Here is a 25,385-nt window from a genome sequence, read left to right on the forward strand (position 1 = left end):
AGCAGGAGGACTGCGATGACCCGCGTGACGACGGCGGACCTCGACCGGTTGGAGTTCCAGGCCGTGCGGTCCGGAGACCACGACGCGGTGGCCAGGCAGCTGGTCGACCTCGCCAACCAGGTGGAGGCGGACAGCGAGATCTGCCGCGCGGAGCTGTTCGTGCGGGCGGGCGAGCAGTGGGAGATGGCCCAGGAGGCCGAGCGGGCGGCCGCCGCCTACCAGCGCGCGATCGACGACGGCGGGACGACCATCATCGACGCCCGCGCCCTGCTGGCCGGGGCGCTGCTGGAGCTCGACCGCGTCGACGACGCCTACGCCCAGTTGGAGCGCCTCAACGCCCTGGGCGCGCGCAACCTGCCCACGTACATCCACATCGCCGAGACCCTGCTGGCGCACTCCGACCTGGAGAGCGCCCACACCTGGGCCACCCTGGGAGTCGAGCGCTTCCGGCACCAGGACGTCTCCCCGTACATGCACGACCTCCTGATGGAGCTCCTGCGGATCCGCTTCCGCATCCGGGTGGACCTGGGCCTGGACGAGGACTCCCTCGACCGCATGCTGGACGAGTAGATTCCCGCTGATCTCGACCCTTCCGGGGGCTCGACCGCCTCTGAGAGCCCGGAACGGTCGGGGTCGGCGGGGGACTACCGGACGCCCAGGGCGGGGAGGATCGCCTGGTCCACGACCGCGGCGATCCACTCCTCGTCGGGGAACAGGCCGGTGTCGGTCACGAACTTCCCGAGCATCGCCTCGCCGATGTCGGCCACGACCGGGGTCACGCGGGCGGGGTCGATGACGCCGCGCTCCGCGTAGTGCCGCATGACGGTGAGGGTGAACCGGCCGCCGCGCGGGTCGAACACCCGCTTGTACATGGCCTCGGCGAGTTCGGGGTGCCGGTGCCGCTCGACGATCACCTCGGCCACGGCGCGCCCGGTCGGCCGCCGCATCCAGTCGGTGAGCTGCCGCAGGCTGCGGAGCAGGTCGCCGCGCAGGTCGTCGGCGTCGGGGGACGGGGTCTCCTGGGGGAACGTCTCGTAGAGGGCGTCCAGGAGGACGTCCTGGGGAGAGGACCAGCGCCGGTAGAGCACCGTCTTGGCGGTGGCCGCGCGCTTGGCCACGCCCTCCATGGTCAGTCCGCCCACGCCGACCTGGAGGACCTCCTCGATCACCGCGTGGTGGATGGCCTCGACGAGCTCCGCGCCGCGCCGCCGGGACCGCCCCGGGCGGTGCGGCTTCTTCTCTTCAGCCATGACTTCTCCACACAATTAGATACGTTCCCGTATCTTCTTCTGCCATTATTGGATACGCTTCCGTATCTAGAGGACGTGGGGTCCCCCACATCCCCGCCTTCGCCATTCCACCAGGTTCGAGATGATGGGAACACCGATGCCCGCACCCTCCTCCGCAGCTCGGGCGCCCGCAGTGGGCGCCACCGGCATCACCGAGCGCTCACTCGCCCCCGACCTCGCCCGCGGCGCGATGCTGCTGGTCATCGCCGTCGTGCACGCCTACCTCTTCGTGGCCCCCTACTACGCGGGCGGCGCCCACTCCGGGTCGCTGACCCCGCTGGACGCCGTCGTGACCGGCGCCGTCACCCTGTTCGCCGAAGGGCGCGGCTACCCGATGTTCGCGGCCCTGTTCGGCTACGGGCTCGTCATGGTCGCCACCCGGCAGGAGGCCGCGGGACGGGGATGGCGCGGAGCGCGCGCCGTCGTGCGCAGGCGCGGCTGGTGGCTCCTGCTGTTCGGCTTCCTGCACGCCCTGCTGCTGTACTCCGGCGACATCCTGGGAGCCTACGGACTGATCGCGCTGCTCTTCGCGGGTGTGCTGCGTCTGGCCCCCGATCGGCTCCCGGTGCGCGCGGGCGCCTGGCTCGTCCTGGGGTCGCTCCTCTACACGGCGGCGATGTTCGCCCTGACCGGCCTCACCGCCCCGGACCCGGGCGCGGAGGCGGCTCCGATCGGCCCGCTGACCGACGCCTTCATCCGCGTCTCGGTCTGGCCGGTCCTCACCGTGCTCCTGGTCATCGCCTCGGCCGGACCGTTCCTGGTGGGCGTCTGGGCAGCGCGGCGGAAGGTGCTGGAGCGCCCCGAGCGGAACCTGGCGCTGCTGCGCCGCACCGCGCTGGTCGGAATCCCCGTCGCGGTCCTGGGCGGCGTGCCGCAGATGCTCGTGGCCACCGGCCTCGTCGAGGTCCCGTCGAGCGCGGTGGCGTGGGCGTTCTTCCACCTGCACACGGTCACCGGGTACGCGGGCGGGTTCGGCTACGCCGCGCTCGTCGCCCTGGTCGCCGTCCGCCTGGGCGGGCGCCGGGGGCCGGTCGTGACCGCGCTGGCCGCGTGCGGCCAGTGGTCGATGACCGGCTACCTGCTCCAGTCGGTGGCCTGGGTCGTGCTGTTCCTGCCCTATACGCTGTCCCTGAACTCCCACGTCGGGGTGGCCGGCGCGGTCGCGGTGGGCGTCGCGGTGTGGCTCGCCACCGTGGTCGTCGCCGAGGCCGGCCGCAGGGCGGGCCGCAGGGGCCCCGCCGAGACGCTGCTGCGCCGCCTCACCTACGGGCCGCGCCGGCCCGTGGCGGAGCGGGCACGGTAGCAGCCGGGGCACGTGCGCGCTCCGGCCGGGAGAGGAGCGCGCGTGTACCAGGAGAGGCCGTCCCGGGTGCCGGACGCGGTGCTGTGGTGGGACCGGGAGCCCGAGGACGCGGGGGAGCGCCGGGTCCTGCCCGACGGCTGCATGGACATCCTCTGGGTCCGGGGCGGCCTGCTCGTCGCCGGACCGGACACCACGGCGCAGCTGGTGCGGGACGAGCCGGGTGACGTCCACATCGGACTGCGCTTCGCGCCGGGACGAGGGCCCGCGGTCATCGGGGTTCCGGCCGTGGAGCTGCGCGACAGCAGGACGCCGCTGGACGCGCTCTGGCCCGGGCGTCTGGTGCGGCGTCTCGCCGAACGGCTGGAGGCCGCCGACGACCCCGCCGCGGAGCTGGAGGCGGGCGTCGCGGAGCTGCCGGTGCGCGAGGACCTGGCCGACCCGGTGGCCGCCGCCGTCCTGGCCCGCCTCGAAGCCGGTCCCGGCGGAGCACCGGGTCCGCGGGTGCGCGACGCGGCCCGGGAGATCGGCCTGAGCGAGCGCCAGCTGCGCCGGCGGTGCCTGACCGCGTTCGGGTACGGCCCCAAGACCCTGGACCGGGTCCTGCGGATGAACCGCGCCCTGGACCTCGTCCGCGCGGGCACGGCGCTGGCCGAGGCGGCGGCGGTGGCGGGCTACGCGGACCAGGCCCACCTCACCCGCGAGGTCCGCTCCCTGGCCGGCGTGCCGCCGGGTTCCCTAGTCGGCTAGCGGCGCGTACAGGTCCACGGAGTTGCCGTCGGGGTCGTACACGACCGCGTAGCGCTGCCCCCAGAAGGCGTCCCAGGGCTCCAGGTGGCTCTTGCAGCCCGAGGCGACCAGGTCCGCGTAGGCGGAGTCCACGGCCGCCGGGGTGTCGCAGGCGAAGGCCAGCCCGAGCCGTCCACCGCCCGGGGTGAGCGCCTCGGGGTCGTGGCCGGGGTCGAAGGAGCGGATGACGTCGTCGGTGTCGAAGAGGAGCCGCGTCCCGCCGTCGAGCCGGACCTCGACGTGCGGCTCGGAGTCGGCCCCGGCGGGGATGTCGAGCCCGAGCCGCCGGTAGAAGGCCAGTGAGCGCGCCATGTCCGAGACCGCGATGCCGATCGCGTTGAAGGTGATAGCCATGCCGCCACCGTAGGCGCCGGTCCCCGCCCGGGTCTTGAAGGAAACGGACACGCGGCCCCATGCCGTGGTTCTGGTCAGTCCGTCCGGCGGACCCCGGCCACGAGCCGCCACACGTTGGTCGACGGGTTGCGGGAGTGGACCTCCCCACGGGGATCAAGCCGGGCGGCGCGTTCTTGGCGCTCTCTCCGGTGATCTTGACCTTTTCGGGGTCTCGGAGGCGGTTGAGACCCCGAAAAGGTCAAGATCACCGGGAGGAGCGGACCCCGTCCCGGGGAATCGTTCGTTCCGTGGAGGCCAGGGGCCGACACACCATCATGTTGTGGCCGTCCCTCCGGTGACCCCCAGATGATGTGGCTTCTCCTCCGCCGTGGATGTAGAGTCTTGACCCGCTGGTGGTTCGCCGAGGCCCTGCGGCCAAGGCGAAGCGCGAGGGGACCCGGTGGGATTCCGGGGTCGCCCCAGCGGTGAGCGGGAACGAAAGCCGTCATCAGGTACCGGGCCGGGAAGGTCCGGGAAGCGGCGGCCGGTAGGAGAGGGGCGGCGGAGAGCCCCCCGTGCCCGCGAAGCCGACAGACCTGTCCACCGGCGTGCGCCCAGAGCGCTGAGAACGGGGCTCCGAGGGGGAGCCGCCGCGTAGTCGGGGGATCCAGGTCTGCGGTGGTGCGCCGCATGCCCCGTCCGCGTGCGCTTCTCCCCTCGGGACCCCGACCGGTTTCGTCTACCTGGTTGGAGCCAACCTTGACCATCGACACGGACGTCGAGCCCGCAGCGGCCGCCTCCGCGGACCCCATGGAGCGGATCCGCGTGGTGGTCGCCGAGGCGTGCGCGGGCCTCGCGGGCGCCTCGGCGGAGACGGTCGTCGCGGAGGCCCGGCGCGGCCTGTACCCGGGGATCACCGCCGCCGAGGTCGAGCTCGCGCTGGTCATGGCCGCGCGCACCTACGTCGAGGCCGACCCGGACTACTCCTACGTCAGCGCCCGGCTGCTGCTGGACAAGCTCCGCCGCGAGGCGCTGACCTTCCTCGCCGGAGGCTTCGACGAGGCCACCCAGGCCGCCATGACCGGCCGCTACGCCGACTACCTGAAGGCGTACGTCGCGCGCGGCGTCGAACTGGAGCAGCTCGACCCGGAACTGGCCGCCTTCGACCTGGACCGCCTCGGCGCGGCGCTGCGCCCCGAGCGCGACCTCGACTTCACCTTCCTCGGCCTGCAGACCCTGTACGACCGGTACTTCCTGCACAGCGGGGGCACCCGCTACGAGCTGCCGCAGGCGTTCTTCATGCGCGTGGCCATGGGCCTGGCGTTGAAGGAGGACGACCGCGAGGCCCGCGCCATCGAGTTCTACGGGCTGCTGTCCTCGTTCGACTTCATGTGCTCCACCCCCACCCTGTTCAACTCCGGGACCCGGCGCGCGCAGCTGTCCTCCTGCTTCCTCACCACCGTCGGCGACGACCTGGGCGAGATCTTCCACGGCATCAGCAACAACGCCCTGCTCTCCAAGTACTCCGGCGGCCTGGGCAACGACTGGACGCCGGTGCGCGGCATGGGCGCGCACATCAAGGGCACCAACGGCGAGAGCCAGGGCGTCGTCCCGTTCCTCAAGATCGCCAACGACACGGCGGTGGCGGTGAACCAGTGCTTCGCGCCCGACACCCCCGTCTACACCGCCGACGGCGCCAAGGCGATCTCCGAGATCCGGATCGGCGATCTGGTACTGGGGCAGAGCGGCATATACCGCGAGGTCACCGATGTCATGCTCTACGACCAGACCGATCCGATGGTCGAGATCGACGTCAAGCACTCGGTCGAGAAGCTGAGGGTCACCGCGGGGCACCCCTTCTACGCGATCCAGGGAGTCCCGCTGGAGCAGTCCAACAGCAGGACCCTGAAGTGGCTGGAGAACGACAAGGTCCGGGCCGAGTGGGTGGAGGCCGGGCAGCTGTCCAAGGGCGACTACGTCGGCCAGGTCGTGCCGAAGGAGATCGTTCCGGTCCCTGGGCTCACCGAGGAGGACGCCCGGCTCTACGGGATCCTGCTGGGTGACGGACACCTCGCGAAGGACGGCATGGAGTGGGGTGTGTCGGGGAATCCCGAACTGGACACCCACCTCGACTTCGTGCGGGACTACCTCACCGAACGCGGCATCCACTTCTGGGAGGCCGGGCAGGGTGACACGTACCGGCAGATCCGCTGGGCCTCGGGGTTGGGAGTCCTCCGCGACCCCGCGACCGGCCGCATCACCGGCGCGGGCGAGCCGACTCTTCCCTTCACCCGCGACGACCTCTACGACGGGCAGAAGAACAAGCGCGTCGCGCGCAGGTTCAGCCACCTTCCCCACGCGCAGACGCGCGCGATGCTCCAGGGACTGCTGGAGACCGACGGCGGAGTGTCCCGAGGCGTCGAGATCTACTTCACGACCACGTCCCGACCGCTCGCGACGGGGATCCGCTACCAGTTGCTGCGACTCGGCGTTCCCGCCGCCGGCCAGTACCGGGAGCGGGAGCAGTCGCACACCGGGCGCCGGTCCGATGGAACCGAGACCGCCTTCTCCGGCACGGTGAAGGCGTTCGACATCCGGGTCCCGGCGGTCTCCGGCATCGCCGAACTCCTCGGATGCAGGCCGCTCACCAAGCGGAACTGGTTCGAGTACGGCGGAATGGTCTTCACCCGGATCCGTGACGTGGCTCCCACCGAAGCTGTTCCCACCGTGTTCGACCTCAAGGTCGAGACGGACGAGTCGTACATGACGACGGCCGGGCTCGCGCACAACGGCGGGAAGCGGAAGGGCGCGGTGTGCGCGTACCTGGAGACGTGGCACATCGACGTCGAGGAGTTCCTCGACCTGCGCAAGAACACCGGTGACGAGCGCCGCCGCACCCACGACATGAACACCGCGAACTGGGTGCCGGACCTGTTCCTGCAACGGGTCGAGAGCGACGCCCAGTGGACGCTGTTCTCCCCCGACGAGGTCCCCGACCTGCACGACCTCTACGGCGAGGCGTTCGCCCGGCGCTACGCCGCCTACGAGCGGGCCGCCGACCGCGGCGAGGTCACGGTGTTCCGCCGGGTGCGCGCGGTGGACCTGTGGCGGCGCATGCTGACCATGCTGTTCGAGACCGGCCACCCGTGGATCACCTTCAAGGACCCGTGCAACCTGCGCTCCCCGCAGCAGCACACCGGTGTCGTGCACTCCTCCAACCTGTGCACCGAGATCACCCTGAACACCAGCGCCGACGAGGTCGCCGTGTGCAACCTGGGCTCGGTGAACCTGGCCAACCACGTCGGCCCGGACGGCCTGGACGCCGAGCGGCTGCGCGGGACCGTGCGCACCGCCGTGCGCATGCTCGACAACGTGATCGACGTGAACTTCTACACGATCCCCGAGGCCGAGCGCGCCAACACGCGGCACCGCCCGGTGGGCCTGGGCCTGATGGGCTTCCAGGACGCGCTGTTCGAGCTGCGCCTGCCCATGGCCTCGGACGCGGCCGTGGAGTTCGCCGACGAGAGCATGGAGCTGATCAGCTACCACGCGATCGCGGCCTCGGCGGACCTGGCCGCCGAGCGCGGCGCCTACGCCTCCTTCGACGGCTCGCTGTGGAGCAAGGGGGTCCTGCCCGTCGACTCGCTGCGCCTGCTGGACGACGCGCGCCGCGGCGACCTGGAGGTGGACGCCACGCAGCGCCTGGACTGGGACGCGCTGCGCGAGCGGGTGCGCGCCGTGGGGATGCGCAACTCCAACGTGATGGCGATCGCGCCGACCGCGACCATCGCCAACATCACCGGCGTCGGCCAGTCCATCGAGCCGATCTACCGCAACCTGTACGTCAAGTCGAACATGTCCGGCGACTTCACCGTCGTCAACCCCTCCCTGGTCCGCGACCTCAAGGAGCGCGGCCTGTGGGACGAGGAGATGGTGTCGGCGCTGAAGTACCACGACGGCAGCCTCGGCGGGATCGACCGGGTCCCGGCCGACCTGCGCGAGCTGTACGCCACCGCCTTCGAGATCGACCCGTCCTGGCTGGTGGACGCCGGGTCCCGGCGGCAGAAGTGGATCGACCAGGCGCAGTCGCTGAACCTGTACATGGCCGCCCCCAGCGGCCGCAAGCTCGACGAGCTGTACCGGCGCGCCTGGCGTAAGGGCCTCAAGACCACGTACTACCTGCGCTCGCAGAGCGCCACGCACGTGGAGAAGAGCACGCTCAAGGGCACCGACGGCAAGCTCAACGCCGTCTCGGCGGTCCCGGCCGCCGCCCCGGCGCCCGCCCCGGCCGCCGTCCCCGCCCCCGCGCCGAGCCCGTCGCCGTCCCCGGCGACCCCGGTCGCCCCGGTCGCCCCGGAGGCGGCCTCCGTCCCGGACATCGACCCGGACGCCGCCGCGTTCTGCTCGCTGGACGACCCCGACTGCGAAGCCTGCCAGTGATCCCCGGACGCGACGAAGGAACGAGGAGACCATGACCACGACCGCCGACTCCACCGGTCTCGGTGCGATCCAGAGCGGCGCCGCGCGCGTCGACGTCGCGGACAAGCGGATGATCAACTCCCGCGCCGACGTCAACCAGCTGCTGCCGCTCAAGTACCGCTGGGCGTGGGAGAAGTACCTGGCCGGGTGCAACAACCACTGGATGCCCACCGAGGTCGCCATGCAGGCCGACATCGCGCTGTGGAAGTCCCGCGACGGCCTCACCGAGGACGAGCGGCTCATGCTCAAGCGCAACCTCGGCTTCTTCGCCACGGCGGAGTCCCTGGTGGCCAACAACGTGGTGCTCGCCGTCTACCGGCACCTCACCAACCCCGAGTGCCGCCAGTACCTGCTGCGCCAGGCGTTCGAGGAGGCCGTGCACACGCACACCTTCCAGTACATCTGCGAGAGCCTCGGCCTGGACGAGGGCGAGCTGTTCAACATGTACCGCGAGGTCCCCTCGATCACCGAGAAGGACGCGTGGGCGCTCGAGTACACCCGGAACCTGGAGGACCCGGACTTCGCCACCGGAACGCCGGAGGCGGACCAGGCGTTCCTGCGCGACCTCGTCGCGTTCTACGTGGTGTTCGAGGGCATGTGGTTCTACACCGGCTTCGCGCAGATCCTCTCGCTCGGCCGCCGCAACAAGATGGTGGGCATCGCCGAGCAGTACCAGTACATCCTGCGGGACGAGAGCATCCACCTGAACTTCGGCATCGACGTGATCAACCAGATCAAGATCGAGAACCCGCACCTGTGGACCCAGGAGTTCCAGGACGAGGTGCGCGCCATGCTCACCGACGCGTGCGCGCTCGAGGTCGCCTACGGCAGGGAGACCATGCCACGGGGCATCCTCGGGCTCAACTCCGAGCTGTGCGAGCAGTACATGCGCTTCATCACCGACCGCCGCGCCGAGCAGATCGGCCTGGCCCCGATCTTCGGCCAGGCCGAGAACCCCTTCCCGTGGATGTCGGAGATGATGGACCTGAAGAAGGAGAAGAACTTCTTCGAGACCCGGGTGATCGAGTACCAGACGGGTGGCGGCCTGGACTGGGACTGATCTTCGATCACACGTGAGGGACGGCCCGGACCGGCTGGTGCGCGGTCCGGGCCGCCGTCGTGTGCGGGGCGAGGTCGCGCCCACCGTGTGCGTTGCGTGCGGGTTACGTTGACGGTCTTGGGCTTTCTGCCCGTTTCGGGGCCTGGAAGGGCGGAAAGCCCGTGATCATTCCGAGCGAGAGCGGGACGCCGCCCGAGAACTGGGTGTGGCCGAGGAGGTGTGGGCGTCCACCGACAAGCGCGGCTTCGCCTCCCCGGTCCCCGCCTGGCTGAACGACCCGGGCCTGCTGTCCCCCTGGTGCGAGGAGCGGATTCACGCAGCCCTCCCCACCGCTCCGCCGGCCCTGCTTCCGCTGTTGCGGGCCGGGCTCAGACCGACCGGTCGCTTCGATCGCACCCGCGCCCAAGCCCTGCTCACCGCCTTCTGGGTCGCCGGACCCCAGCGCCACGCCGCCTGAACCCGACAGGACTTACCAGCACCAGGAGGCGCCTACTGTGGCCGCATGCGAGTTGACGACCAGCCCCGTGGCGCGGTGGCCATCATCGCCAATGCCCGCGGCGACCTCCTGTTGCACCTGCGCGACGACGTCCCCCATATCGCCTGGCCAGGCCATTGGTCGGTGCTGGGCGGCGGGTGTGACCCGGGTGAGAGCCCACGCCAGGCGATCGTGCGCGAACTGGAAGAGGAGGCCGGCCTGGCCGCCGACGACCTGGCCGAACTGTTCGAGGTCCCCGACGTCCACGGCTCCGGCCAACTCATCACCGTCTACGCCGGGTCCTGGGAAGGAGAGGCCGCCGCCCTGCCGCTGAGCGAGGGAACCAGTCTCGGCTGGGTCACCCCCGACCTTCTCGACACCCTGCTGATCCCGCCCTTCATCCGTACCGCCATCCACCGCTACCTGGCCGACCGTCCCTGACCGTGCTCTTTTCCGGGGCGGCGGCCCCGGAAAGGAAACACATGCGTATCAGTGTCATCGGTTGTGGCCACCTCGGAGCCGTCCATGCCTCCTGCCTGGCCGAAACCGGCTTCGAGGTGATCGGCATTGATGTCGACCAGGGCAAGATCGACACCCTGTCAGTCGGCCGCTCCCCGTTCCACGAACCCGGCCTGGACGACCTCCTGGCCCGCAACATCGAAGCGGGGCGGCTGCGCTTCACCACCGACTACGGTGGGGCCGCCGCACTCGCCGACGCCCACTTCATCTGCGTCGGCACCACCGAGGCCCTGTCCGGGCGACTCTTCGATCACACGTGAGGGACGGCCCGGACCGGCTGGTGCGCGGTCCGGGCCGCCGTCGTGTGTGGGGCCCGGGGCAATGGCCGATCGGACAACGCCGGTCCGGCGCGCTGGTCGCGCGGGACAAGGGGGTCCGGCGCGGGAGACGGCGCGGTCTCGACTCGGTGGGCAGATCGGTATCGGCCATTGATCGGGGAGGCCGGGGAAGCCAGGATGCGTCGAGGGTCGTACCCGTTCGATCACCGACAGTGGGGAGCCTCCATGACCGATTCCGTCATCGCGTCGATAACCACCTTCGCCGTCTACTTCGTGGTGATGGTGGCGATCGGCCTCTGGGTGTACAAGCGGACGACGTCCCTGTCGGACTTCGTCCTCGGCGGCCGCCAGCTCAACAGCTGGGTGTCCGGGCTCAGCGCCAACGCCAGCGACTTCAGCGGCTGGCTGCTGCTGGGGCTGCCCGGCGCGATCTACCTCTCCGGTCTGGGCGAGGCGTGGATCGCGGTGGGCCTGGCGGTCGGCTTCTACGCGAGCTGGCGCGTCGTCGCGCCCCGGCTGCGCGTGTACACCGAGCGGGCCGCCGACGCCCGGGTCGGCGGGGAGGCGGACTCCCTGACCATCTCGTCCTTCCTGGAGAACCGGTTCGGCGAGCACCGGGGGCTGCTGCGCGGGGTCTCCGCGGTCCTGATCCTGGTGTTCTACCTGTTCTACGTGGCCTCGGGCCTGGTGGCCATGGGCGTGCTGTTCGACCAGGTCTTCGACATGCCCGCCGCCGCGGCGGTCGCCCTGGGCGCCTCGATCATCGTGCTCTACACCTTCCTCGGCGGCTTCCTCGCGGTCAGCTACACCGACGTCGTCCAGGCGGTCATGATGTGGCTGGCGGTGCTGGTCGTCCCGGTGGTCGGGATCGTCGCGGTCGGCGGACTCGGCGGCCTGGCGGACGGCGTCAACGGGCGCGGCGAGAACCTGCTGTCGGTCATGGGCGGGGTCGCCCTGTCCGACGGGGCCTGGCGGCCCACCGAGGCCCTCGGCGCGGTCGTGATCGTCTCCGGCCTGGCCTGGGGCATCGGCTACCTCGGCCAGCCGCACATCCTGGCCCGCTTCATGGGCATCCGCTCTGTGGCGCACATCGCGAAGGCCCGCGTGGTCAGCGTGGCGTGGGCGGTCAGCGCGATGGCGCTGGCCATCATGGTCGGCTTCGTCGGCATCGCCTACTTCGACGAGCCGCTGGCCAACCCCGAGAGCGTCTTCCTGTCCCTGATCCAGGCGATCATGAACCCCTGGGTCGCCGGACTCCTGCTCGCCGCGGTCCTGGCCGCGGTGATGAGCACCGCCGACTCGCAGCTCCTGGTGGCCGCCGCCGCGCTGACCGAGGACGGCTACCGCGCGTTCGTCCGGCGCGACGCCTCGCCCCGCGTGCTCGTGTGGGTCAGCCGCTTCGCCGTGGTCGGGGTCGCGGTCGCGGCCGGGGTGCTCGCGCTGACCAGCGAGGACGGCGTCCTGGAGCTGGTCGGCTACGCCTGGGCCGGGTTCGGCGCGGCCTTCGGCCCGGTCATCGTGCTGGCGCTGTACTGGCGCGGGATGAACTGGGTGGGCGCCCTGGCGGGAATGGTCGCGGGCGGCGCGGTCGCGCTGGTCTGGCCCAACGTCGACCCGATCGGCCTGTACGCGATGGTCCCGGCCGTCGCCGCCTCCGTGGCCGCGGTCTTCGCGCTCAACCCGCTCGGCCCGAAGCCCAGCGAGCAGATGGCGGCCGACTTCCGGAAGGTCGACGACGAGGTCAGGGCGAGTGCCTGACGGGCGCCACCGGGGCGGAGGGGCGGTCCGGCCGGTCGGACCGCCCCGTCCGCCGCGCAGCGGACCGGTCACCGGGTGTGGCGCGGTAACGGGGCGAACCGGTAGAACGGTCGGCATGAGCCCCAGCAATGAGCTTCCCGTCGCCTGGTCCCGGCTCGACGTCTCCGAAGGGCTCTGCGTCGGCGCGCTCGCCACCGGGCCCTCGGGGTTCCGGCTGGAGGCCGGGGAGGTCGTGGTGGACGAGCGGGAGCGCTACTCCTGCCGCTTCACCGTGGACACCGACCTGGCGTGGGCGACGCGCAGGGCGCGGGTGGACACGATCGACGCGGGAGGGACGCGCGTCCTGGAACTGGTGCGCGCGGCCGGGCAGTGGACGGTCAACGGCGAGCGCGCGCCCGAACTGGAGGGCTGCGTGGACGTGGACGTGGCGGCGGCGCCGCTCACCAACACCCTCCCGATCCGCCGCCTGGGCCTGGCGCCGGGGCAGTACCGGGACATCCACGTCGCGTGGGTGGACGTGCCCGCTCTGAAGGTGCGGCGGATGAAGCAGCGGTACACCCGCCTGACCCCCTCCGGGGGCCTGGACCGGTACGAGTACCGCGACCCCGGGTTCGGGGCCTTCGACCTGACCGTCGACAGGGACGGCCTGGTCATCGACTACGAGCACCTGGCGAGGCGGATCCGGTGAGCGGGCCCGCGCGGCGCCCGGTCAACCGACGAGCTGCCTGAGGTCCACGTCGATGTCGAAGGGCGCGCTCACCTTGGGGCGGTCGCGTGCGATCGCCGTCGGAACGTACGTCTCCGTCGCCGGGTCGAGTTCGTAGACGTAGACGACGGGAAGCCCCTTCTCCTCTTCGACACGCCAGAAGTGCCGGATTCCGGCCTTGGCGTATTTCAGGGGTTTCGTCTCCCGATCGCGGACCTCGGACTCCTCGGACACGATCTCGACGACGAGCAGGACCTCCTCCGGCAGGTAGCAGGTCCTGTCGTTGTCCGGTTCGGACTGGTGGAAGGCCAGGATGTCGGGTTCGGGCCGCTGCCGCTCGCCGAGTTTGACCGTCATCTCGATCTCGACGCCGATTCCTTCCGGCGCGGCGAGGTCCAGGGCGCTGCCCAGCCGCAGCATGACTCTGGCGTGGAAGGACCGCTGGGGGGACGTCACAATGAGCGCTCCGTCGATCAGTTCGATGTGCTGTGGAGCCTCGGGGGGAAGACGGTCGAGGTCGTCGGCGGTCCAGCCCCCGGGAGGCGGGAAGAACCAGTCGGGCAGCGGCTCAGCGAACAACGTCGGCTCCTTCAACTGGGTCGACACGTTCGGCTCACCCCTGGTATCGGTGTGTGACGGGTTCGGGGTGAGAAGCTAGTGGAAAACGTACCCAGTCGCATGTCGGATTCCCGGAGCCCCGGGTTATGACGTGTCCCCGATGCTCCCCGCGTCGGGTACACCTGTGGTTCATGGGGATGTCGCGCATCGTTTATGACCGTCGGGGGAGCGGGAGCCCTCTGGTGCTGCTGCACGGGCTGGGGCACCGCAGGCAGGCGTGGCGGCCGGTGCTGGGGGCGCTGGCCGCCGAGCACGACGTGGTGGCGCCGGACCTGCCGGGGTTCGGCGGGTCCGCCGCGCCCGGGGCGCGGGAGCGGTACGACATCGCCTGGCTGGTCGACACGGTGGCGCTGTTCTGCGAGCGGCTCGGCCTGGAGCGCCCGCACCTGGCGGGCAACTCGCTCGGCGGGGCGATCGCCCTGGAGCTGGCCGCGCGCGGGTTCGCGGCCTCGGTCGCGGCCTTCTCACCGATCGGCTTCACCACCGCGCGCGAGAACCTGGGCAACCGGCTGCTCACCCTCGGGATGGGCGCGGCCGCGCGGGTCCCCGAGCACGTCCGGGTGGCGATGGCGTCCAGCCCGCCCGCGCGGGCCGTGGCGCGGCGGGTGCTGCGCGGGGACCCGAAGGGGCAGGGCAGCCGGGACCTGCGCTTCGACGCCACGGTGATCTCGGCGGGCTCGCCCTTCGCCCGCCTGGCCCCCGAGGTCGCGGCCTACTCCTTCGGGACGAGTGCTCCGACCTGCCCGGTCACCATCGGCTGGGGCAACCGGGACCGGATCCTGCCGCCGCGCGCCGCCCGGCGCGCGGCCGAGCACGTCGGCCGCGCCCGCCTGGTCACCCTGATGGACTGCGGTCACGTGCCGATGGCGGACCGCCCGGAGCTGGTCGCCTCCGTCGTCCTGGAGACCACCCGCGCCGCCGAGCGGACCGCCCCGGCCCCGGCCTGATCCCCGCGCCGCCTTCACCGCGCGCCGGTGAACAGGCGGAGCGCGCGCCGCCACAGGGGGACGCGGGTGCGGGCGTGTACGGGCCAGTACCGGCGGGGCTTGCGGGGGGCGCGGCCGCCTGCGGCTTCGGCGCGCAGGCGGGCGATGGAGTCCACGACGTCGCGGTCGGCGGGGAAGTCGTCGCGGGTGGGCCACCGCCCGGTGACGGGGTGGGGTTCGAGCGGGTGCAGGAAGCGGGGGGCGGGCAGGAACCGGGGCGGTCGCGGCGCGGTGGCGGAGCACGGGGGTGTCCACCCGATGGCGATCTCGGGGCGGAGGTCGGCGAGTCGGCGGATGAGCGCGGCGAGCTGCGCGTCCTGCCGTTCGGCGCCGGGAGTGCCGAGGGTGGCGAGGATGTCGCCGTGCGTGGCGGTGCTGGTCATGGGTGTCGGGGTCCTTTCCGTGGTTCTGGTTTTCCCGGTGATCTTGACCTTTTCGGGGTCTCGGACGCGGTTGAGACCCCGGAAAGGTCAAGATCACCGAGGAGGGGACGGTGGTCAGGCGGTGTGCACGAACCGGGGGAGGCCGGCGGGGACCTGTGCGGGGTCCACGGGCAGGCCGGCCCACACGACCAGGCCCAGGTTCAGGGTGGGGTGGGCGTACACCGGGTAGAAGCCCCAGCCTTTGGCGAGCGCCGACACCATGAGCAGGCCCCGGTGGCGTTCGGAGGTGAACCAGTCGTCGCCGGCCAGTTCCGGGATGGTGGGCCGGGTGTCGGTGAAGCCGCCGTCGGCGACCTCCACCCGCAGCAGCCCCGCCTCGGGCAGGGAGAGTCGCCGTACCACCTCCCCGCCCTCGCCTCCGGAGGCGGTGTACTCCACCGCGTTGGCGAACAGCTCCGAGACGCACAACTCCACGTCGTCCACCAGCCCCGGAGCGAACCCGCCCAGGTCCTTGCGCACGTGCGAACGCACGACAGCGGCTTGCTTCAGCGACCCCTCGTAGATGCGCGGCTCCCACCGCACCGGCGAAAACGCCCCCGATGACACCACGGATGACACAGATACCCCCAAGGATGAAAAGAGCCCCGACAGCAGCCGGAGCCTCTGTGGCCAGCGATTTTCCAGACAGGGAAAGTTTCGGGTGCGTAGCGTCTACCTCAAGAAGTCTCTGGCTCAGAGATGAAGGACTGGAAACTCCCCGTGAAGACATGATCAGCTAGAAATTTCTAGCAGTCAACTGTTCTGCAAGAAATTTCTAGTAGAGAGAGGGTCTAGAGTGCGAAGCATGCGATCACGCCTTCATAGTCCGACCGTGCGTCTGCGACGGCTGGCAGCAGAGCTCCGTAGGCACCGTGAGGCAAACGGATGGTCTGTCTCTGAGACCGCTGGCAGGCTTGGTTGGAGGTCTCCGAAGGTAAGTAAGATCGAAAACGGGGAATCGCGTCGGCTCTCAGCCGACGACCTGGACAAACTCCTCAACCTCTACGGAGTTGAAGAACGGGGAGAGCGTGAGGCCCTGCACAGGCTTGCCAAAGAAGCAACTGTCCAGGGTTGGTGGGCGAACTACCGTGACGCTTTCGGCTCTCGTGCCTTGCCTGATTTTGAGACCGAGGCTTCGGCCATCCGGACCTATGAGGCACTTGTCGTTCCCGGTCTCCTCCAGACTCCCGAGTACGCGGAAGCCGTCTTCAAAGGAGCTGGCCTCACCGACGACGCAGTGTCCATCCGACGTCTCGTCCAAGCCCGGATGGAGCGGCAGCACATCCTCTTCCGGCCGCCTGCTCCACACCTTTGGGCGGTCATCGACGAGGCGGCTCTCCGTCGGGTGATCGGCGGTCGGGAAGTCATGCGTGACCAGCTACAGCATCTGGTCAACATGGCGGGGCATCACAACGTGGATCTTCAGGTCCTGCCCTTCTCCAGCGGCTCGCACCCTGCTCTCTCGGGAGATTTCACTCTCCTGGAGTTCCAGGACCCGCTGGACCAGTCCATCGTTTACGTGGACACGGCAAGCGATGTCCGTTTTCTTGAAAAACCGGATGAGATCGAGCGGTATAGCCTGATTTTTGGAAGGTTGCAGGGGCATGCCCTGTCAGCCGCAGAGTCGCCCGTCTACATCAGAGACATCATGGCTGGTCTAGAGAGTGATGACCGTGAATGAGCTGAAGTTCCGCAAGAGCAGCTACAGCAGCGCGCAGCAGAACTGCGTCGAGGTCGCCGACACCCCTCGGGTGTCCGCCGTGCGCGATACGCAGAACCGCCACCTCGGCGCGCTTCTCTTCGACTCCGCCGAGTGGCGGGCCTTTCTCACCGCCGCCAAGGGCGACGCCCTCTGATCCCCGCACCGGCGCGGCCGTGAACAGCCGGTCCTTCCTCAGGGCTTTCCGGCGCGGCTCAGGTGGCTGGGCCACCACATGGCGCGGCCCACGTCGAGGCTGAGGGCGGGGACCAGGAGGGAGCGGACGATCAGCGCGTCCAGCAGCACTCCGAACGCGACCAGAAACGCCAGCTGGAACAGGAACAGCAGGGGGTCGAAGACGAGCGCGCCCGCGCCGAGGGCGGCTCCGGACGACACCACCGTGGTGAGGACGAGCAGGAGCGCCGCCGTCACCAGCCAGTAGGCGCGCGGGCGCGCGCCCACGCCCGACGCCACGCGGCCCCACAGGCGGTGGCGGCGCAGCACGGTCCCGGTGCTCTCCGCCTCGCCGGTGCCCTCGGCGCCGCCCGCCGGGGGCCTGGTCTCGGTCTCGCTCACAGGGGTTCCTCTCCGGTGGCTCGTCGGGCTCGTTCTCTTCTCACGGGATTCCGGCGGTCCGGCGAGGCGCGGGCCGCCGGGGCCTGCCCCGCCCCGTGGCGGGGTCACGTCCGGTCGCGCGCGGCCTCGCGTTCGGCGGCGGCGACGATGTTCCCGGCCATCGATCCGAAGACGATCCCGTGGAAGGCGCTGACACCGTGCCAGTACAGGTGTCCGCCGAGGCCGCGCGGGTGGAACAGCGCCCGCTGCCGGTACACGGCGGCCCCGTTCCCGGTGTCCGCGCGCAGCTCCAGCCAGGCCAGGCCGGGCAGGCGCATCTCGGCGCGCAGCCGCAGCAGCGAGCCGCGCTCGACCTCCTCGACCCGCCAGAAGTCGAGGGAGTCGCCGACCCGCAGCCGCTCGGGGTCGCGCCGCCCCCTGCGTAAACCGACCCCGCCGCTCATCCGGTCCAGCCATCCCCGCGCGGCCCACGCCAGCGGCCACGAGTACCAGCCCCGGTCGCCGCCGATCCCCTCGATGACCCGCCACAGGGCCTCGCGCGGGGCCCTCGCCGGGAGGGAGCGCTCGTCCACGTACAGGGACCCGCCCGCCCAGTCCGGGTCGGTGGGCAGCGGCTCCGACGGCGCGGCCGGCCAGGACGCCGACGACCAGCGCGTGTCCACCCGCGCCTCCCTGACGCGGCACAGCGCCAGGCGCACGGCCTGGTCGAACCCCAGGCGCTCGTGGTCGTCGAGCAGGTCGGCGAGGTCGTCCTCGTGGCAGACCACCTCGTGCCGCAGCGACTCCACCAGCGGGCGGGCGATGGCGGCGGGGACGGGGGTGACGACGCCCACCCACAGGCTCGACAGCCCCGGGGACAGCACCGGCACCGGGATGATCAGCCGTCTGCGGATTCCCGCCACGCGGGCGAAGCGCTGGATCATCTCGGCGTAGGTGAGGACCTCGTCACCGCCGATGTCGAAGGCCCGGTCGACGTCGGCGGGCAGCCGCGCGCACCCGACCAGCAGCCGCAGCACGTCGCGCACCGCGATGGGCTGGACCCGGTTGGACACCCAGCGCGGGGTGGTCATCGCCGGAAGGCGCTCGGTGAGGTGGCGCAGCATCTCGAACGACGCCGAGCCCGAGCCGAGGATGATCGCGGCGCGCAGGACAATCGCCGGGACCGGCGAGTCGAGGAAGATCCCGCCGACCTCGGCGCGCGAGCGCAGGTGCGGCGACAGGCGCTCCCCCTCGGGGGAGAGCCCGCCCAGGTACACGACGCGTCCCACCCCGGCGGCGCGCGCGGCGTCCGCGAAGTTCCGCGCGCCCTCCTGGTCCCGGCCGGCGAAGCGCGCGCCGCCGCCCATCGCGTGCACCAGGTAGTAGGCCGTCTCCACGCCCTCCAGCGCCGCGTCCAGGCTCGCCCGGTCGAGCACGTCGCCCCGGACGGCCTCCACGTCGGCGCGCCACGGGTGGTCGCGGAGCTTCTCGGGGGAGCGGGCCAGGCAGCGGACCCGGTGCCCCGAGCGCAGGAGTTCGGGGACGAGCCGGCCGCCGATGTAGCCGGTCGCCCCCGTGACGAGCACCCGCACGGGTCAGCGCCGCCGCGGAGCGGCTCCGGAGGTGTGGACCTCCTCGCCCGCGAGGTCCTCGTCCGGCCTCTCCGCGCGCTCGCCCTCCGGGTGGCGGGCCAGCCAGTACGGGTTGTCGTGCGGCAGGCCGCCGCTGAAGCGCCCGTACATGCCGAAGGTCATCAGCAGCACGCCCACGACGAAGCTGAAGATCACGTTCGACATCCGGAAGGCGAGCAGGTTGTACGCGGTGTCCAGCAGGGCGAGGTTCACCAGGCCGCTGAGGAGGAAGCCCACCCCGATCACGATGTTGAGCGTGGAGGCGAAGGCCCCGCCGAGGATCGCGCCGCCGATCAGGAGTGACCCGAACGCCACCGAGAGGAAGCCGAGCGCCGCGTTCGTGGACAGCCCCGCGATCACCCGGCCCTCGGTGGTGAAGAGGGCCGGCCCGCCCTCCAGGGCGATCACGCCGACCAGGCCGAAGACGACGAGTCCGGCGCCGATGAGTCCGGCGCTGTAGCGGTAGACGTTGCTGAGCCGGTGGTCCACCGGCCGGTTCTGGTTGAGCTTCATGATTACCCCCGATGTCCCGGCCCCTACCCCGGCCGCGCGCGGAATACCGTGCGGCCGGGGGCTGTCTGGGCGGACCGCCGGAGGGGGCCGAGGCGCGGTCCCGGGTAGGGCCGGGGTGCGTAGGATCACGGGAACCGGACACCAGGAGGTGCGCGAATGAGCGCCGAGAAGACCGACAAGACCGAGTTCGAGCGGTCGCCCAGCCACTTCGGCGACCGGATCACCGCAGACGGGAGCGGGGGGTGGCCGGTCGAACCGGGCCGGTACCGGCTCGTGGTGAGCCGGGCCTGCCCGTGGGCCAACCGGTCGATGATCGCGCGCCGCCTGCTGGGGCTGGAGTCCGCGCTGTCGCTGGCCGTGGCCGACCCGATCCAGGACGAGAGGAGCTGGCGGTTCACCCTCGATCCGGACGGGCGCGACCCGGTGCTGGGCATCCGCTACCTGGCCGAGGCGTACGCGGCGCGCGAGCCCGGGTACACGGGCGGGGTGAGCGTCCCCGCCGTCGTGGACGTGCCCAGCGGGAAGCTGGTCACCAACGACTACCTGCGCCTCCCGGCGGAGCTGGCCACCGAGTGGGCGGGCCTGCACCGCGAGGGCGCGCCCGACCTGTACCCCGCGCCGCTGCGCGCGGAGATCGAGGAGGTCTCGGACGCGGTCTTCCGCGACGTCAACAACGGGGTGTACATGTGCGGGTTCGCCCGCAGGCAGGCGACGTACGACCGGGCCTTCACCGCGCTGTTCGACCGGCTCGACGCGCTCTCGGAGCGCCTCGCGACCCGGCGGTACCTGGTCGGCGACAGCGTCACGGTCGCGGACATCGCCCTGTTCGTCACCCTGGTGCGCTTCGACGCCGTCTACCACGGCCACTTCAAGTGCAACAGGAGCAAGCTCACCGAGATGCCGGTGCTGTGGGCCTACGCCCGGGACCTGTTCCAGACGCCGGGATTCGGCGACACCGTCGACTTCGACCACGTCAAGCGGCACTACTACGTGGTCCACGCCGAGGTCAACCCGTCGGGGATCGTCCCGGCCGGTCCGGACCTGTCGGGCTGGACCGCCCCGCACGGCCGCGAGGCGCTGGGCGGCAGCCCCTTCGGCGACGGCACCCCGCCCGGCCCGCCCCCGCAGGACGAGCGGGTCCCGCCGCTGGGGTGACCCTTTCCCGCTGGTCTTGACCTTTTCGGGTTCCGCCCTCGCTCGGAATGATCACGGGCTTTCCACCCGTTTCGGGGCCGGGAAGGGCGGAAAGCCCAAGGCCGTCAACGGAACCCTCACGCAACGGACACCGTGGGCGCGGCCCCGACCCCCACCCGCCGTCGCCGCCCGCCGTGACCCCGCGATCCGCGTGACAGGAGGTCGAAAGACCCACCCGAAGCACCGGCACGCCGAATCACCCCCGCGCCGGAGCCTCCCTAGCCCTGTCCCTCCGCCGCGCGGCGGGCGACGAGGCTCTCGACCCCGTCGAGCACGCAGCGCAGGCCGAACGAGAAGTCGGCGTCGGTGGACTCGGCGGAGTCCCCGAACACACCCGCCTCGATGGCGGTCCGCAGCGCCGGGTACTTCCCGGCGTCGACCAGGCCGCTCACGATCCGCTCGTACGCCCCGGCGGCGGGGCCCCCGGCGCCGCCGTCCGGGGCCTCCCGGGGCAGGCCCCGGGCCAGCAGCGCCTCACCGCGCACGTAGTTGGTGAGGAGCAGGATCACGGCGACCTTCTCGTCCTCGGCCAGGCCGGTTCCGGCGAGGGACCGCAACCCGCTGTCCAGCCAGGCGAGCGTCACCGGGCCGACCGGCGGCCCGGTGATGGGGACGTCCAGGACCCAGGGGTGCAGGAGCGTGGTCCTCATGTGCTCGCGCGCCCAGTGTTCGAGTCCGGCGCGCCACTCGGCTCCGGTCCCCGCGGGCTCGGGCGGGGAGCCGCCGGCGGTGTCCGCCATGAGCATCAGCAGCTCGTCCTTGCCGCCGACGTGCCGGTACAGGGCCATGGTGGTGAAACCCACCTGCTTGGCGACGCGGCTCATGGACACCGCGCCGAGCCCTTCGGTGTCGGCGACTTCGATGGCCGCGCGGATGATCGCCTCCAGGGACAGGCTGGGCCGGGGGCCCTTCCTGGCCGTCTCGCCCACGCCCCACAGCCGCTCCAGGGACCGCGGCAGGCCGGTCTCGCTGTCCTCGCCCATCGCCACCCTGCGTTCGTCTCGGTGCCTTGACGCGAAATCCTACCTCTGTGTATAACGTAAACATGAGTATATTGCATACACAGTTAAAAAGGGGGTGGGTATGAGCGACCACGCGGCCATCCAGGTCAGCGGCCTCGAGAAGTCGTTCGGACGCACGCGGGTCCTCGACGGGATCGACCTCAGCGTCCCGACCGGCACCGTGTTCGGCCTGCTCGGGCCGAACGGCGCGGGCAAGACGACCACGGTCCGGATCCTCTCCACGCTCGTCAGGCCGGACGCCGGGCGGGTGGTGGTCGCCGGGTTCGACGTCGTGCGCCAGGCGGACCGGGTCCGCGGCGTGATCAGCCTCACCGGGCAGTACGCGGGGGTCGACGAGCGGCTCACCGGCGAGGAGAACATGGTGATGATGGGCAGACTCCACCATCTGGGCCGGGCCGCCGCCCGCCGCCGCGGCGCGGAGCTACTGGAGCGGTTCGACCTCGCCGACGCCCGCGGCCGGCTGGTCAAGACCTACTCCGGCGGGATGCGCCGCCGGCTCGACCTGGCGGTCGGCCTGATCTCCCGGCCGCCGCTGCTCTTCCTGGACGAGCCGACCACCGGGCTGGACCCGCGCAGCCGCCAGACGATGTGGGAGGCGGTCCAGGAGCTCTCGAAGGAGGGGGTGACGGTCTTCCTCACCACCCAGTACCTGGAGGAGGCCGACCGGCTGGCGGACCGCGTCGCCGTGATCGACGGCGGCTCCGTGATCGCCGAGGGAACCGTCGAGGAGCTCAAGGCGAGCGTCCCCGGGGCGAGCGTGGAGCTGCGGTTCGCCGGGGAGGAGGACTTCCGCCGCGCCGTGGACGCCCTTGACCGCCCCGCGGACAGCGACATCGCGGACCTGACCGTGCGGATACCCGGCGACGGCGCCCCCGCCCAGGTCAAGGAGCTCCTGGACCGGATGGACGCGGCGGGCGCGGCCGTCGGCCAGCTGCTCCTGCGCAAGCCCACTCTGGACGATGTCTTCCTGGCCCTGACCGGGCACTCCACCAGGAACGAAGGGGAGAACGGGTGAAGACGCGCACTCGGCTCCGGCACGCGGCCGCCGACTCGCTCACCATGGTCGAGCGGAGCCTGCGGCACATGGTCCGCGACGTCGACTCGCTGCTGCTCGGCGTGATCCTGCCGGTCGTACTGCTGCTGATGTTCGTCTACGTGTTCGGCGGCGCGATCGACCCCGGCACCGGATACCTCGACTACGTGGTCCCCGGCATCATCCTGGTGTGCGCCGGGTACGGGGCGGCGTCCACCTCGGTCGCCGTCGCCACCGACCTGGCCGAGGGGATCGTGGACCGCTTCCGCTCCATGCCGATCCTCAGCTCGGCGATGCTCACCGGCCATGTCGTGGCCAGCACGGTGCGCAACGTCGTGTCCATGGTCATCGTCATCGGCGTCGCGCTGCTCATGGGCTTCCGCCCCACCGCGGGACCGCTCGAGTGGCTGGGGGCGGCCGGCGTCCTGGTGCTGTTCATGCTGGCGGTCTCCGCCCTCGCGGCCGTCTTCGGCCTGGTGGCCAAGACCCCCGAGAGCGCCGGGGCCTTCCCCTTCTTCGTCCTCTTCCTGCCCTACGCGAGCAGCGCCTTCGTCCCGACCGACACGATGCCCGGGTGGCTGCGCTGGTTCGCCGAGAACCAGCCCGTCACCCCGGTCATCGAGACCGTCCGCGCCCTGCTGGTGGGGGGAGGCCCGGCCGGCGGCGACGCGGTGCCGGCGGTGGCCTGGTTCGGCGGGCTCCTGGTCCTCGCGCAGACCCTGGCGGTCGTCCTCTTCAGGCGCCGGACCGCGCGCTGAGCGGCCGTTCGGGCGAAGTCCGGGGAGGGGTGAGGAATACCGGGAGAAGCCGTGGGTAGCTGCGAGTCTCACCAACCGCACGGAACCGATACCAAGCCAGGACGGATCCAGGACGAGACCCAGGATGAAGAGGTGGCGGTAATGGGGTACGAGACCGCAACCCCCGGATCGGGGCGAACCGGGCAGGAGGCCAGGGAACGGGCCTCCGAGACGATGGGGAAGGCGCGGGAGTCCGCGGGCGAGGTCGCCACGACCGCGAAGGAGCAGGCGCGGGGCGTCGTCGACGAGTCGCGCGCGCAGCTCCAGAACGTCACCGCGGAGATGCGCGAACGGCTCGGCGCGGAGACGCGCACCCAGACCCAGCGGGCCTCGGAGGCGCTGCGGCACTGGTCGGACGACCTGGCCTCGATGGCGGACCGGGCGGAGACCGACTCCCCGGTGCGCGGAGTGGTGAGCCGGGTCGCCCAGAGCGGGCGGGGAGCGGCCGACTTCCTGGACGAGCGCGGTGTCGAGGGCATGGCGGAGGAGGTGCGCGCGTTCGCGCGGCGGCGCCCCGGGATGTTCCTCGCGGGCGCGGCCCTGGCCGGGTTCGCCGTCGGGCGCCTGGCCAAGGCGGTGACGCAGGAGTCCAGGCGGGAGCCGGACGCGCTCGCGGCCCCGTCCGGCGGGGAGCCGCTGGCGGCGGGCACCCCCCGGCCGCGGGAGGAGGGCACGGCCGTTCCGGGCGTGCCGCTCTCGCCCGAGGCGGGGGAGGCCCCCCGGTACGGCGTGCCGCCGCACGACTCCCCGTACGACCGGCCCCGTTACCAGGAGGGGAGCTGACCCAGATGTCCACACCGCAGGTCCCCCTGCCCAGCGTCGAGCCGGGAACGGCGAGGGGGAGGGAACTGGAGCAGGAACGGGGGCATGACCGGGAGTCGCTCGGCGAGCTCATCAGCGAGGCGACGAGCGACCTGCAGAAGCTGTTCCGGCAGGAGGTGAGCCTCGCCAAGGCCGAGCTCCGCGAGGAGGGCGCCAAGGCGGGCAAGGCCGCCGCGATGCTCGGCGCGGCCGCCCTGGCGGGTCTCATGGTCATCGTCCTGGCCAGCTTCGCCCTGGTGTACGCACTGGCGAACGTGATGGACGCCGGATGGGCGGCGCTGATCGTGGCCGCGCTGTGGGCGGTCGCGGGCGCGGTGCTGTTCGTGCTCGGACGCAACCGCATGCGAGAGGTGGACCCCAAGCCCGAGCAGACCATCGAGACCCTGAAGGAGGACGCGCAATGGGCCAGACACCCGACGAGATAAGGAACGAGATCGAGGTGACGCGGGCCGACCTGCGGGACGACGTCGACCGGATCGCCGATCGGACGAGCCCGAGGCGGATCGCCCGGCGTCGCACCGACCAGGTCCGCCACATGGCCCGGCGCCGCGGCGACCAGGTTCGCGGCAGGGCCCACCACTGGAAGGAGCGGGTTATGGGTGCGGCTCCCGACAAGAGCACCTTCCGCGACGCGGGCCACCGGGCCCAGGACACCGCGCACATGGTCAAGGACAACGTCAGGGACACCGCGTCCCAGGCGGGCCGGACGGTGCGGTCGGTTCCGGGGCAGGCGGCGGAGCGGACCCAGGGCAACCCCCTGGCGGCCGGGCTCATCGCGTTCGGCGCCGGCCTGCTGGCGGCGTCCGTGATCTCCGAGAGCCAGGCCGAGCGCCAGGCGGCCCGGCGGCTCAAGGACGAGTTCGGCGACGCGGTCGAACCCGTCAAGCAGTCCTTCACCGAGTCGGCGCAGCACCTCAGGGAGGGCGCGCAGGACTCCGCGCAGCGGGCCGTGGGCCAGGTCAGGGAGACCGCGGCCGAAGCGGGGCAGGCCACGCGCGAGAGCGCGCAGGACCAGGCCCGCCAGGTCTCGGAGCAGGCGCGCGAGTCGGGCCGCCAGATGGCCGACACGACGCGGTCGAACGATCCCGGCCGCAGGCCCTAGCGTCC

The 25,385-nt window shown here is 71.6% G+C and carries 27 protein-coding genes and 1 pseudogene; 19 read left to right on the plus strand and 9 right to left on the minus strand.

Annotation, left to right across the window (positions count from 1 at the left end; genetic code table 11):
• Positions 1–15 precede the first annotated feature (15 nt).
• The gene (locus EV190_RS09155) at positions 16–570 is read left to right on the plus strand and encodes a hypothetical protein (protein ID WP_133741064.1); all 555 of its coding nucleotides are present in this window, start codon (positions 16–18) and stop codon (positions 568–570) included.
• 74 nt (positions 571–644) lie between these two features.
• Here the strand turns inward: EV190_RS09155 and EV190_RS09160 are convergent, their stop codons facing one another.
• On the minus strand, positions 645–1,250 hold the full coding sequence (locus EV190_RS09160; protein WP_133741065.1) for a TetR/AcrR family transcriptional regulator: 606 nt from the start codon (positions 1,248–1,250) through the stop codon (positions 645–647).
• Positions 1,251–1,386: 136 nt separating this feature from the next.
• On the opposite strand from EV190_RS09160, the gene EV190_RS09165 reads away from it, so the two are divergent.
• Positions 1,387–2,592 carry a DUF418 domain-containing protein gene (locus EV190_RS09165; RefSeq protein WP_133741066.1) on the plus strand — a complete coding sequence of 402 codons (1,206 nt, stop codon included), beginning with the start codon at positions 1,387–1,389 and terminating at the stop codon, positions 2,590–2,592.
• Between the two features lie 42 nt (positions 2,593–2,634).
• Positions 2,635–3,339 (plus strand): helix-turn-helix domain-containing protein, encoded by a 705-nt coding sequence (locus tag EV190_RS09170; RefSeq protein WP_208113122.1) that lies wholly within the window; start codon positions 2,635–2,637, stop codon positions 3,337–3,339.
• Here EV190_RS09170 and EV190_RS09175 read toward each other — a convergent pair.
• Complete coding sequence (locus EV190_RS09175; protein ID WP_133741067.1) at positions 3,328–3,732, minus strand: VOC family protein; 405 nt, start codon at positions 3,730–3,732, stop codon at positions 3,328–3,330. The two genes, EV190_RS09170 and EV190_RS09175, sit on opposite strands and share 12 nt — an antisense overlap.
• Positions 3,733–4,470: 738 nt before the next feature.
• On the opposite strand from EV190_RS09175, the gene EV190_RS09180 reads away from it, so the two are divergent.
• The 7 genes and pseudogenes from EV190_RS09180 (at position 4,471) to EV190_RS09210 (ending at position 12,968) form a co-directional block, all read left to right on the plus strand.
• Positions 4,471–8,151, plus strand: coding sequence for a ribonucleoside-diphosphate reductase subunit alpha (locus tag EV190_RS09180; RefSeq protein ID WP_394345506.1), 3,681 nt, complete (start codon positions 4,471–4,473; stop codon positions 8,149–8,151).
• Positions 8,152–8,167: 16 nt separating this feature from the next.
• A pseudogene (locus EV190_RS09185) lies at positions 8,168–9,250 on the plus strand (ribonucleotide-diphosphate reductase subunit beta); the annotation flags it as partial.
• Between the two features lie 205 nt (positions 9,251–9,455).
• Positions 9,456–9,707, plus strand: a complete 252-nt coding sequence (locus tag EV190_RS09190; RefSeq protein ID WP_133741069.1) for a hypothetical protein — start codon at positions 9,456–9,458, stop codon at positions 9,705–9,707.
• Positions 9,708–9,752: 45 nt separating this feature from the next.
• Entirely contained in the window at positions 9,753–10,166 is a 414-nt protein-coding gene (locus EV190_RS09195) for an NUDIX domain-containing protein (protein WP_133741070.1), read from the plus strand.
• 41 nt (positions 10,167–10,207) lie between these two features.
• A complete protein-coding gene (locus tag EV190_RS09200; RefSeq protein WP_133741071.1) occupies positions 10,208–10,504 on the plus strand; it encodes a hypothetical protein in 297 nt (98 codons plus the stop codon).
• A 243-nt stretch (positions 10,505–10,747) separates the two neighbouring features.
• Positions 10,748–12,280, plus strand: coding sequence for a sodium/proline symporter PutP (putP, locus tag EV190_RS09205; RefSeq protein ID WP_133741072.1), 1,533 nt, complete (start codon positions 10,748–10,750; stop codon positions 12,278–12,280).
• A 115-nt stretch (positions 12,281–12,395) separates the two neighbouring features.
• Positions 12,396–12,968, plus strand: a complete 573-nt coding sequence (locus EV190_RS09210; RefSeq protein ID WP_133741073.1) for a putative glycolipid-binding domain-containing protein — start codon at positions 12,396–12,398, stop codon at positions 12,966–12,968.
• Positions 12,969–12,989: 21 nt separating this feature from the next.
• Here EV190_RS09210 and EV190_RS09215 read toward each other — a convergent pair whose 3' ends face one another.
• Positions 12,990–13,565 carry a Uma2 family endonuclease gene (locus EV190_RS09215; RefSeq protein WP_133741074.1) on the minus strand — a complete coding sequence of 192 codons (576 nt, stop codon included), beginning with the start codon at positions 13,563–13,565 and terminating at the stop codon, positions 12,990–12,992.
• 221 nt (positions 13,566–13,786) lie between these two features.
• Between EV190_RS09215 and EV190_RS09220 the strand changes: the two genes are divergently transcribed.
• Positions 13,787–14,551 (plus strand): alpha/beta fold hydrolase, encoded by a 765-nt coding sequence (locus EV190_RS09220; RefSeq protein WP_243742462.1) that lies wholly within the window; start codon positions 13,787–13,789, stop codon positions 14,549–14,551.
• Positions 14,552–14,565: 14 nt separating this feature from the next.
• Here the strand turns inward: EV190_RS09220 and EV190_RS09225 are convergent, their stop codons facing one another.
• Positions 14,566–14,973, minus strand: coding sequence for a hypothetical protein (locus tag EV190_RS09225; RefSeq protein ID WP_133741076.1), 408 nt, complete (start codon positions 14,971–14,973; stop codon positions 14,566–14,568).
• Positions 14,974–15,087: 114 nt separating this feature from the next.
• On the minus strand, positions 15,088–15,555 hold the full coding sequence (locus tag EV190_RS09230; protein ID WP_133741077.1) for an ATP-binding protein: 468 nt from the start codon (positions 15,553–15,555) through the stop codon (positions 15,088–15,090).
• Between the two features lie 289 nt (positions 15,556–15,844).
• On the opposite strand from EV190_RS09230, the gene EV190_RS09235 reads away from it, so the two are divergent.
• Positions 15,845–16,693 carry a helix-turn-helix domain-containing protein gene (locus EV190_RS09235; protein ID WP_341770538.1) on the plus strand — a complete coding sequence of 283 codons (849 nt, stop codon included), beginning with the start codon at positions 15,845–15,847 and terminating at the stop codon, positions 16,691–16,693.
• Positions 16,686–16,868 (plus strand): DUF397 domain-containing protein, encoded by a 183-nt coding sequence (locus tag EV190_RS09240; protein WP_394345507.1) that lies wholly within the window; start codon positions 16,686–16,688, stop codon positions 16,866–16,868. Before EV190_RS09235 ends, EV190_RS09240 begins: the two co-directional genes overlap by 8 nt.
• A 38-nt stretch (positions 16,869–16,906) precedes the next feature.
• Here the strand turns inward: EV190_RS09240 and EV190_RS24520 are convergent, their stop codons facing one another.
• The 3 genes from EV190_RS24520 to EV190_RS09255 all read right to left on the minus strand — a co-directional run bounded on the left by EV190_RS24520 (position 16,907) and on the right by EV190_RS09255 (position 19,410).
• Entirely contained in the window at positions 16,907–17,287 is a 381-nt protein-coding gene (locus EV190_RS24520; protein WP_394345508.1) for an MMPL family transporter, read from the minus strand.
• Between the two features lie 104 nt (positions 17,288–17,391).
• On the minus strand, positions 17,392–18,858 hold the full coding sequence (locus tag EV190_RS09250; RefSeq protein WP_133741080.1) for an SDR family oxidoreductase: 1,467 nt from the start codon (positions 18,856–18,858) through the stop codon (positions 17,392–17,394).
• A 3-nt stretch (positions 18,859–18,861) separates the two neighbouring features.
• Positions 18,862–19,410 carry a DUF4383 domain-containing protein gene (locus EV190_RS09255; protein WP_133741081.1) on the minus strand — a complete coding sequence of 183 codons (549 nt, stop codon included), beginning with the start codon at positions 19,408–19,410 and terminating at the stop codon, positions 18,862–18,864.
• A 156-nt stretch (positions 19,411–19,566) separates the two neighbouring features.
• Between EV190_RS09255 and EV190_RS09260 the strand changes: the two genes are divergently transcribed.
• Positions 19,567–20,565, plus strand: a complete 999-nt coding sequence (locus EV190_RS09260) for a glutathione S-transferase family protein (RefSeq protein ID WP_133741082.1) — start codon at positions 19,567–19,569, stop codon at positions 20,563–20,565.
• 257 nt (positions 20,566–20,822) lie between these two features.
• Here EV190_RS09260 and EV190_RS09265 read toward each other — a convergent pair whose 3' ends face one another.
• Entirely contained in the window at positions 20,823–21,587 is a 765-nt protein-coding gene (locus tag EV190_RS09265; protein WP_133741083.1) for a TetR/AcrR family transcriptional regulator, read from the minus strand.
• A 100-nt stretch (positions 21,588–21,687) separates the two neighbouring features.
• Between EV190_RS09265 and EV190_RS09270 the strand changes: the two genes are divergently transcribed.
• The 5 genes from EV190_RS09270 to EV190_RS09290 all read left to right on the plus strand — a co-directional run bounded on the left by EV190_RS09270 (position 21,688) and on the right by EV190_RS09290 (position 25,380).
• The gene (locus tag EV190_RS09270) at positions 21,688–22,641 is read left to right on the plus strand and encodes an ATP-binding cassette domain-containing protein (RefSeq protein ID WP_133741084.1); all 954 of its coding nucleotides are present in this window, start codon (positions 21,688–21,690) and stop codon (positions 22,639–22,641) included.
• Positions 22,638–23,417: an ABC transporter permease gene (locus EV190_RS09275; protein ID WP_279536610.1), complete on the plus strand. Its 780-nt coding sequence runs from the start codon at positions 22,638–22,640 to the stop codon at positions 23,415–23,417. Before EV190_RS09270 ends, EV190_RS09275 begins: the two co-directional genes overlap by 4 nt.
• A 141-nt stretch (positions 23,418–23,558) precedes the next feature.
• Complete coding sequence (locus tag EV190_RS09280) at positions 23,559–24,239, plus strand: hypothetical protein (protein ID WP_208113123.1); 681 nt, start codon at positions 23,559–23,561, stop codon at positions 24,237–24,239.
• 5 nt (positions 24,240–24,244) lie between these two features.
• Entirely contained in the window at positions 24,245–24,703 is a 459-nt protein-coding gene (locus tag EV190_RS09285) for a phage holin family protein (protein WP_133741085.1), read from the plus strand.
• Positions 24,679–25,380, plus strand: a complete 702-nt coding sequence (locus tag EV190_RS09290) for a DUF3618 domain-containing protein (protein WP_133741086.1) — start codon at positions 24,679–24,681, stop codon at positions 25,378–25,380. The genes EV190_RS09285 and EV190_RS09290 overlap by 25 nt, the downstream gene beginning before the upstream one ends.
• Positions 25,381–25,385 lie beyond the last annotated feature (5 nt).

It is taken from the genome of Actinorugispora endophytica, from assembly GCF_004363075.1.
GTDB classification, from domain to species: domain Bacteria; phylum Actinomycetota; class Actinomycetes; order Streptosporangiales; family Streptosporangiaceae; genus Actinorugispora; species Actinorugispora endophytica.

Bases quoted from the DNA above. Each gene is read 5' to 3' on its own strand.
- EV190_RS09155 (WP_133741064.1), top strand. From the start codon at position 16: ATGACCCGCGTGACGACGGCGGACCTCGACCGGTTGGAGTTCCAGGCC.
- EV190_RS09160 (WP_133741065.1), bottom strand. From the start codon at position 1,250: ATGGCTGAAGAGAAGAAGCCGCACCGCCCGGGGCGGTCCCGGCGGCGC.
- EV190_RS09165 (WP_133741066.1), top strand. From the start codon at position 1,387: ATGCCCGCACCCTCCTCCGCAGCTCGGGCGCCCGCAGTGGGCGCCACC.
- EV190_RS09175 (WP_133741067.1), bottom strand. From the start codon at position 3,732: ATGGCTATCACCTTCAACGCGATCGGCATCGCGGTCTCGGACATGGCG.
- EV190_RS09195 (WP_133741070.1), top strand. From the start codon at position 9,753: ATGCGAGTTGACGACCAGCCCCGTGGCGCGGTGGCCATCATCGCCAAT.
- EV190_RS09200 (WP_133741071.1), top strand. From the start codon at position 10,208: ATGCGTATCAGTGTCATCGGTTGTGGCCACCTCGGAGCCGTCCATGCC.
- putP (WP_133741072.1), top strand. From the start codon at position 10,748: ATGACCGATTCCGTCATCGCGTCGATAACCACCTTCGCCGTCTACTTC.
- EV190_RS09210 (WP_133741073.1), top strand. From the start codon at position 12,396: ATGAGCCCCAGCAATGAGCTTCCCGTCGCCTGGTCCCGGCTCGACGTC.
- EV190_RS09225 (WP_133741076.1), bottom strand. From the start codon at position 14,973: ATGACCAGCACCGCCACGCACGGCGACATCCTCGCCACCCTCGGCACT.
- EV190_RS09255 (WP_133741081.1), bottom strand. From the start codon at position 19,410: ATGAAGCTCAACCAGAACCGGCCGGTGGACCACCGGCTCAGCAACGTC.
- EV190_RS09260 (WP_133741082.1), top strand. From the start codon at position 19,567: ATGAGCGCCGAGAAGACCGACAAGACCGAGTTCGAGCGGTCGCCCAGC.
- EV190_RS09265 (WP_133741083.1), bottom strand. From the start codon at position 21,587: ATGGGCGAGGACAGCGAGACCGGCCTGCCGCGGTCCCTGGAGCGGCTG.
- EV190_RS09270 (WP_133741084.1), top strand. From the start codon at position 21,688: ATGAGCGACCACGCGGCCATCCAGGTCAGCGGCCTCGAGAAGTCGTTC.
- EV190_RS09280 (WP_208113123.1), top strand. From the start codon at position 23,559: ATGGGGTACGAGACCGCAACCCCCGGATCGGGGCGAACCGGGCAGGAG.
- EV190_RS09285 (WP_133741085.1), top strand. From the start codon at position 24,245: ATGTCCACACCGCAGGTCCCCCTGCCCAGCGTCGAGCCGGGAACGGCG.
- EV190_RS09290 (WP_133741086.1), top strand. From the start codon at position 24,679: ATGGGCCAGACACCCGACGAGATAAGGAACGAGATCGAGGTGACGCGG.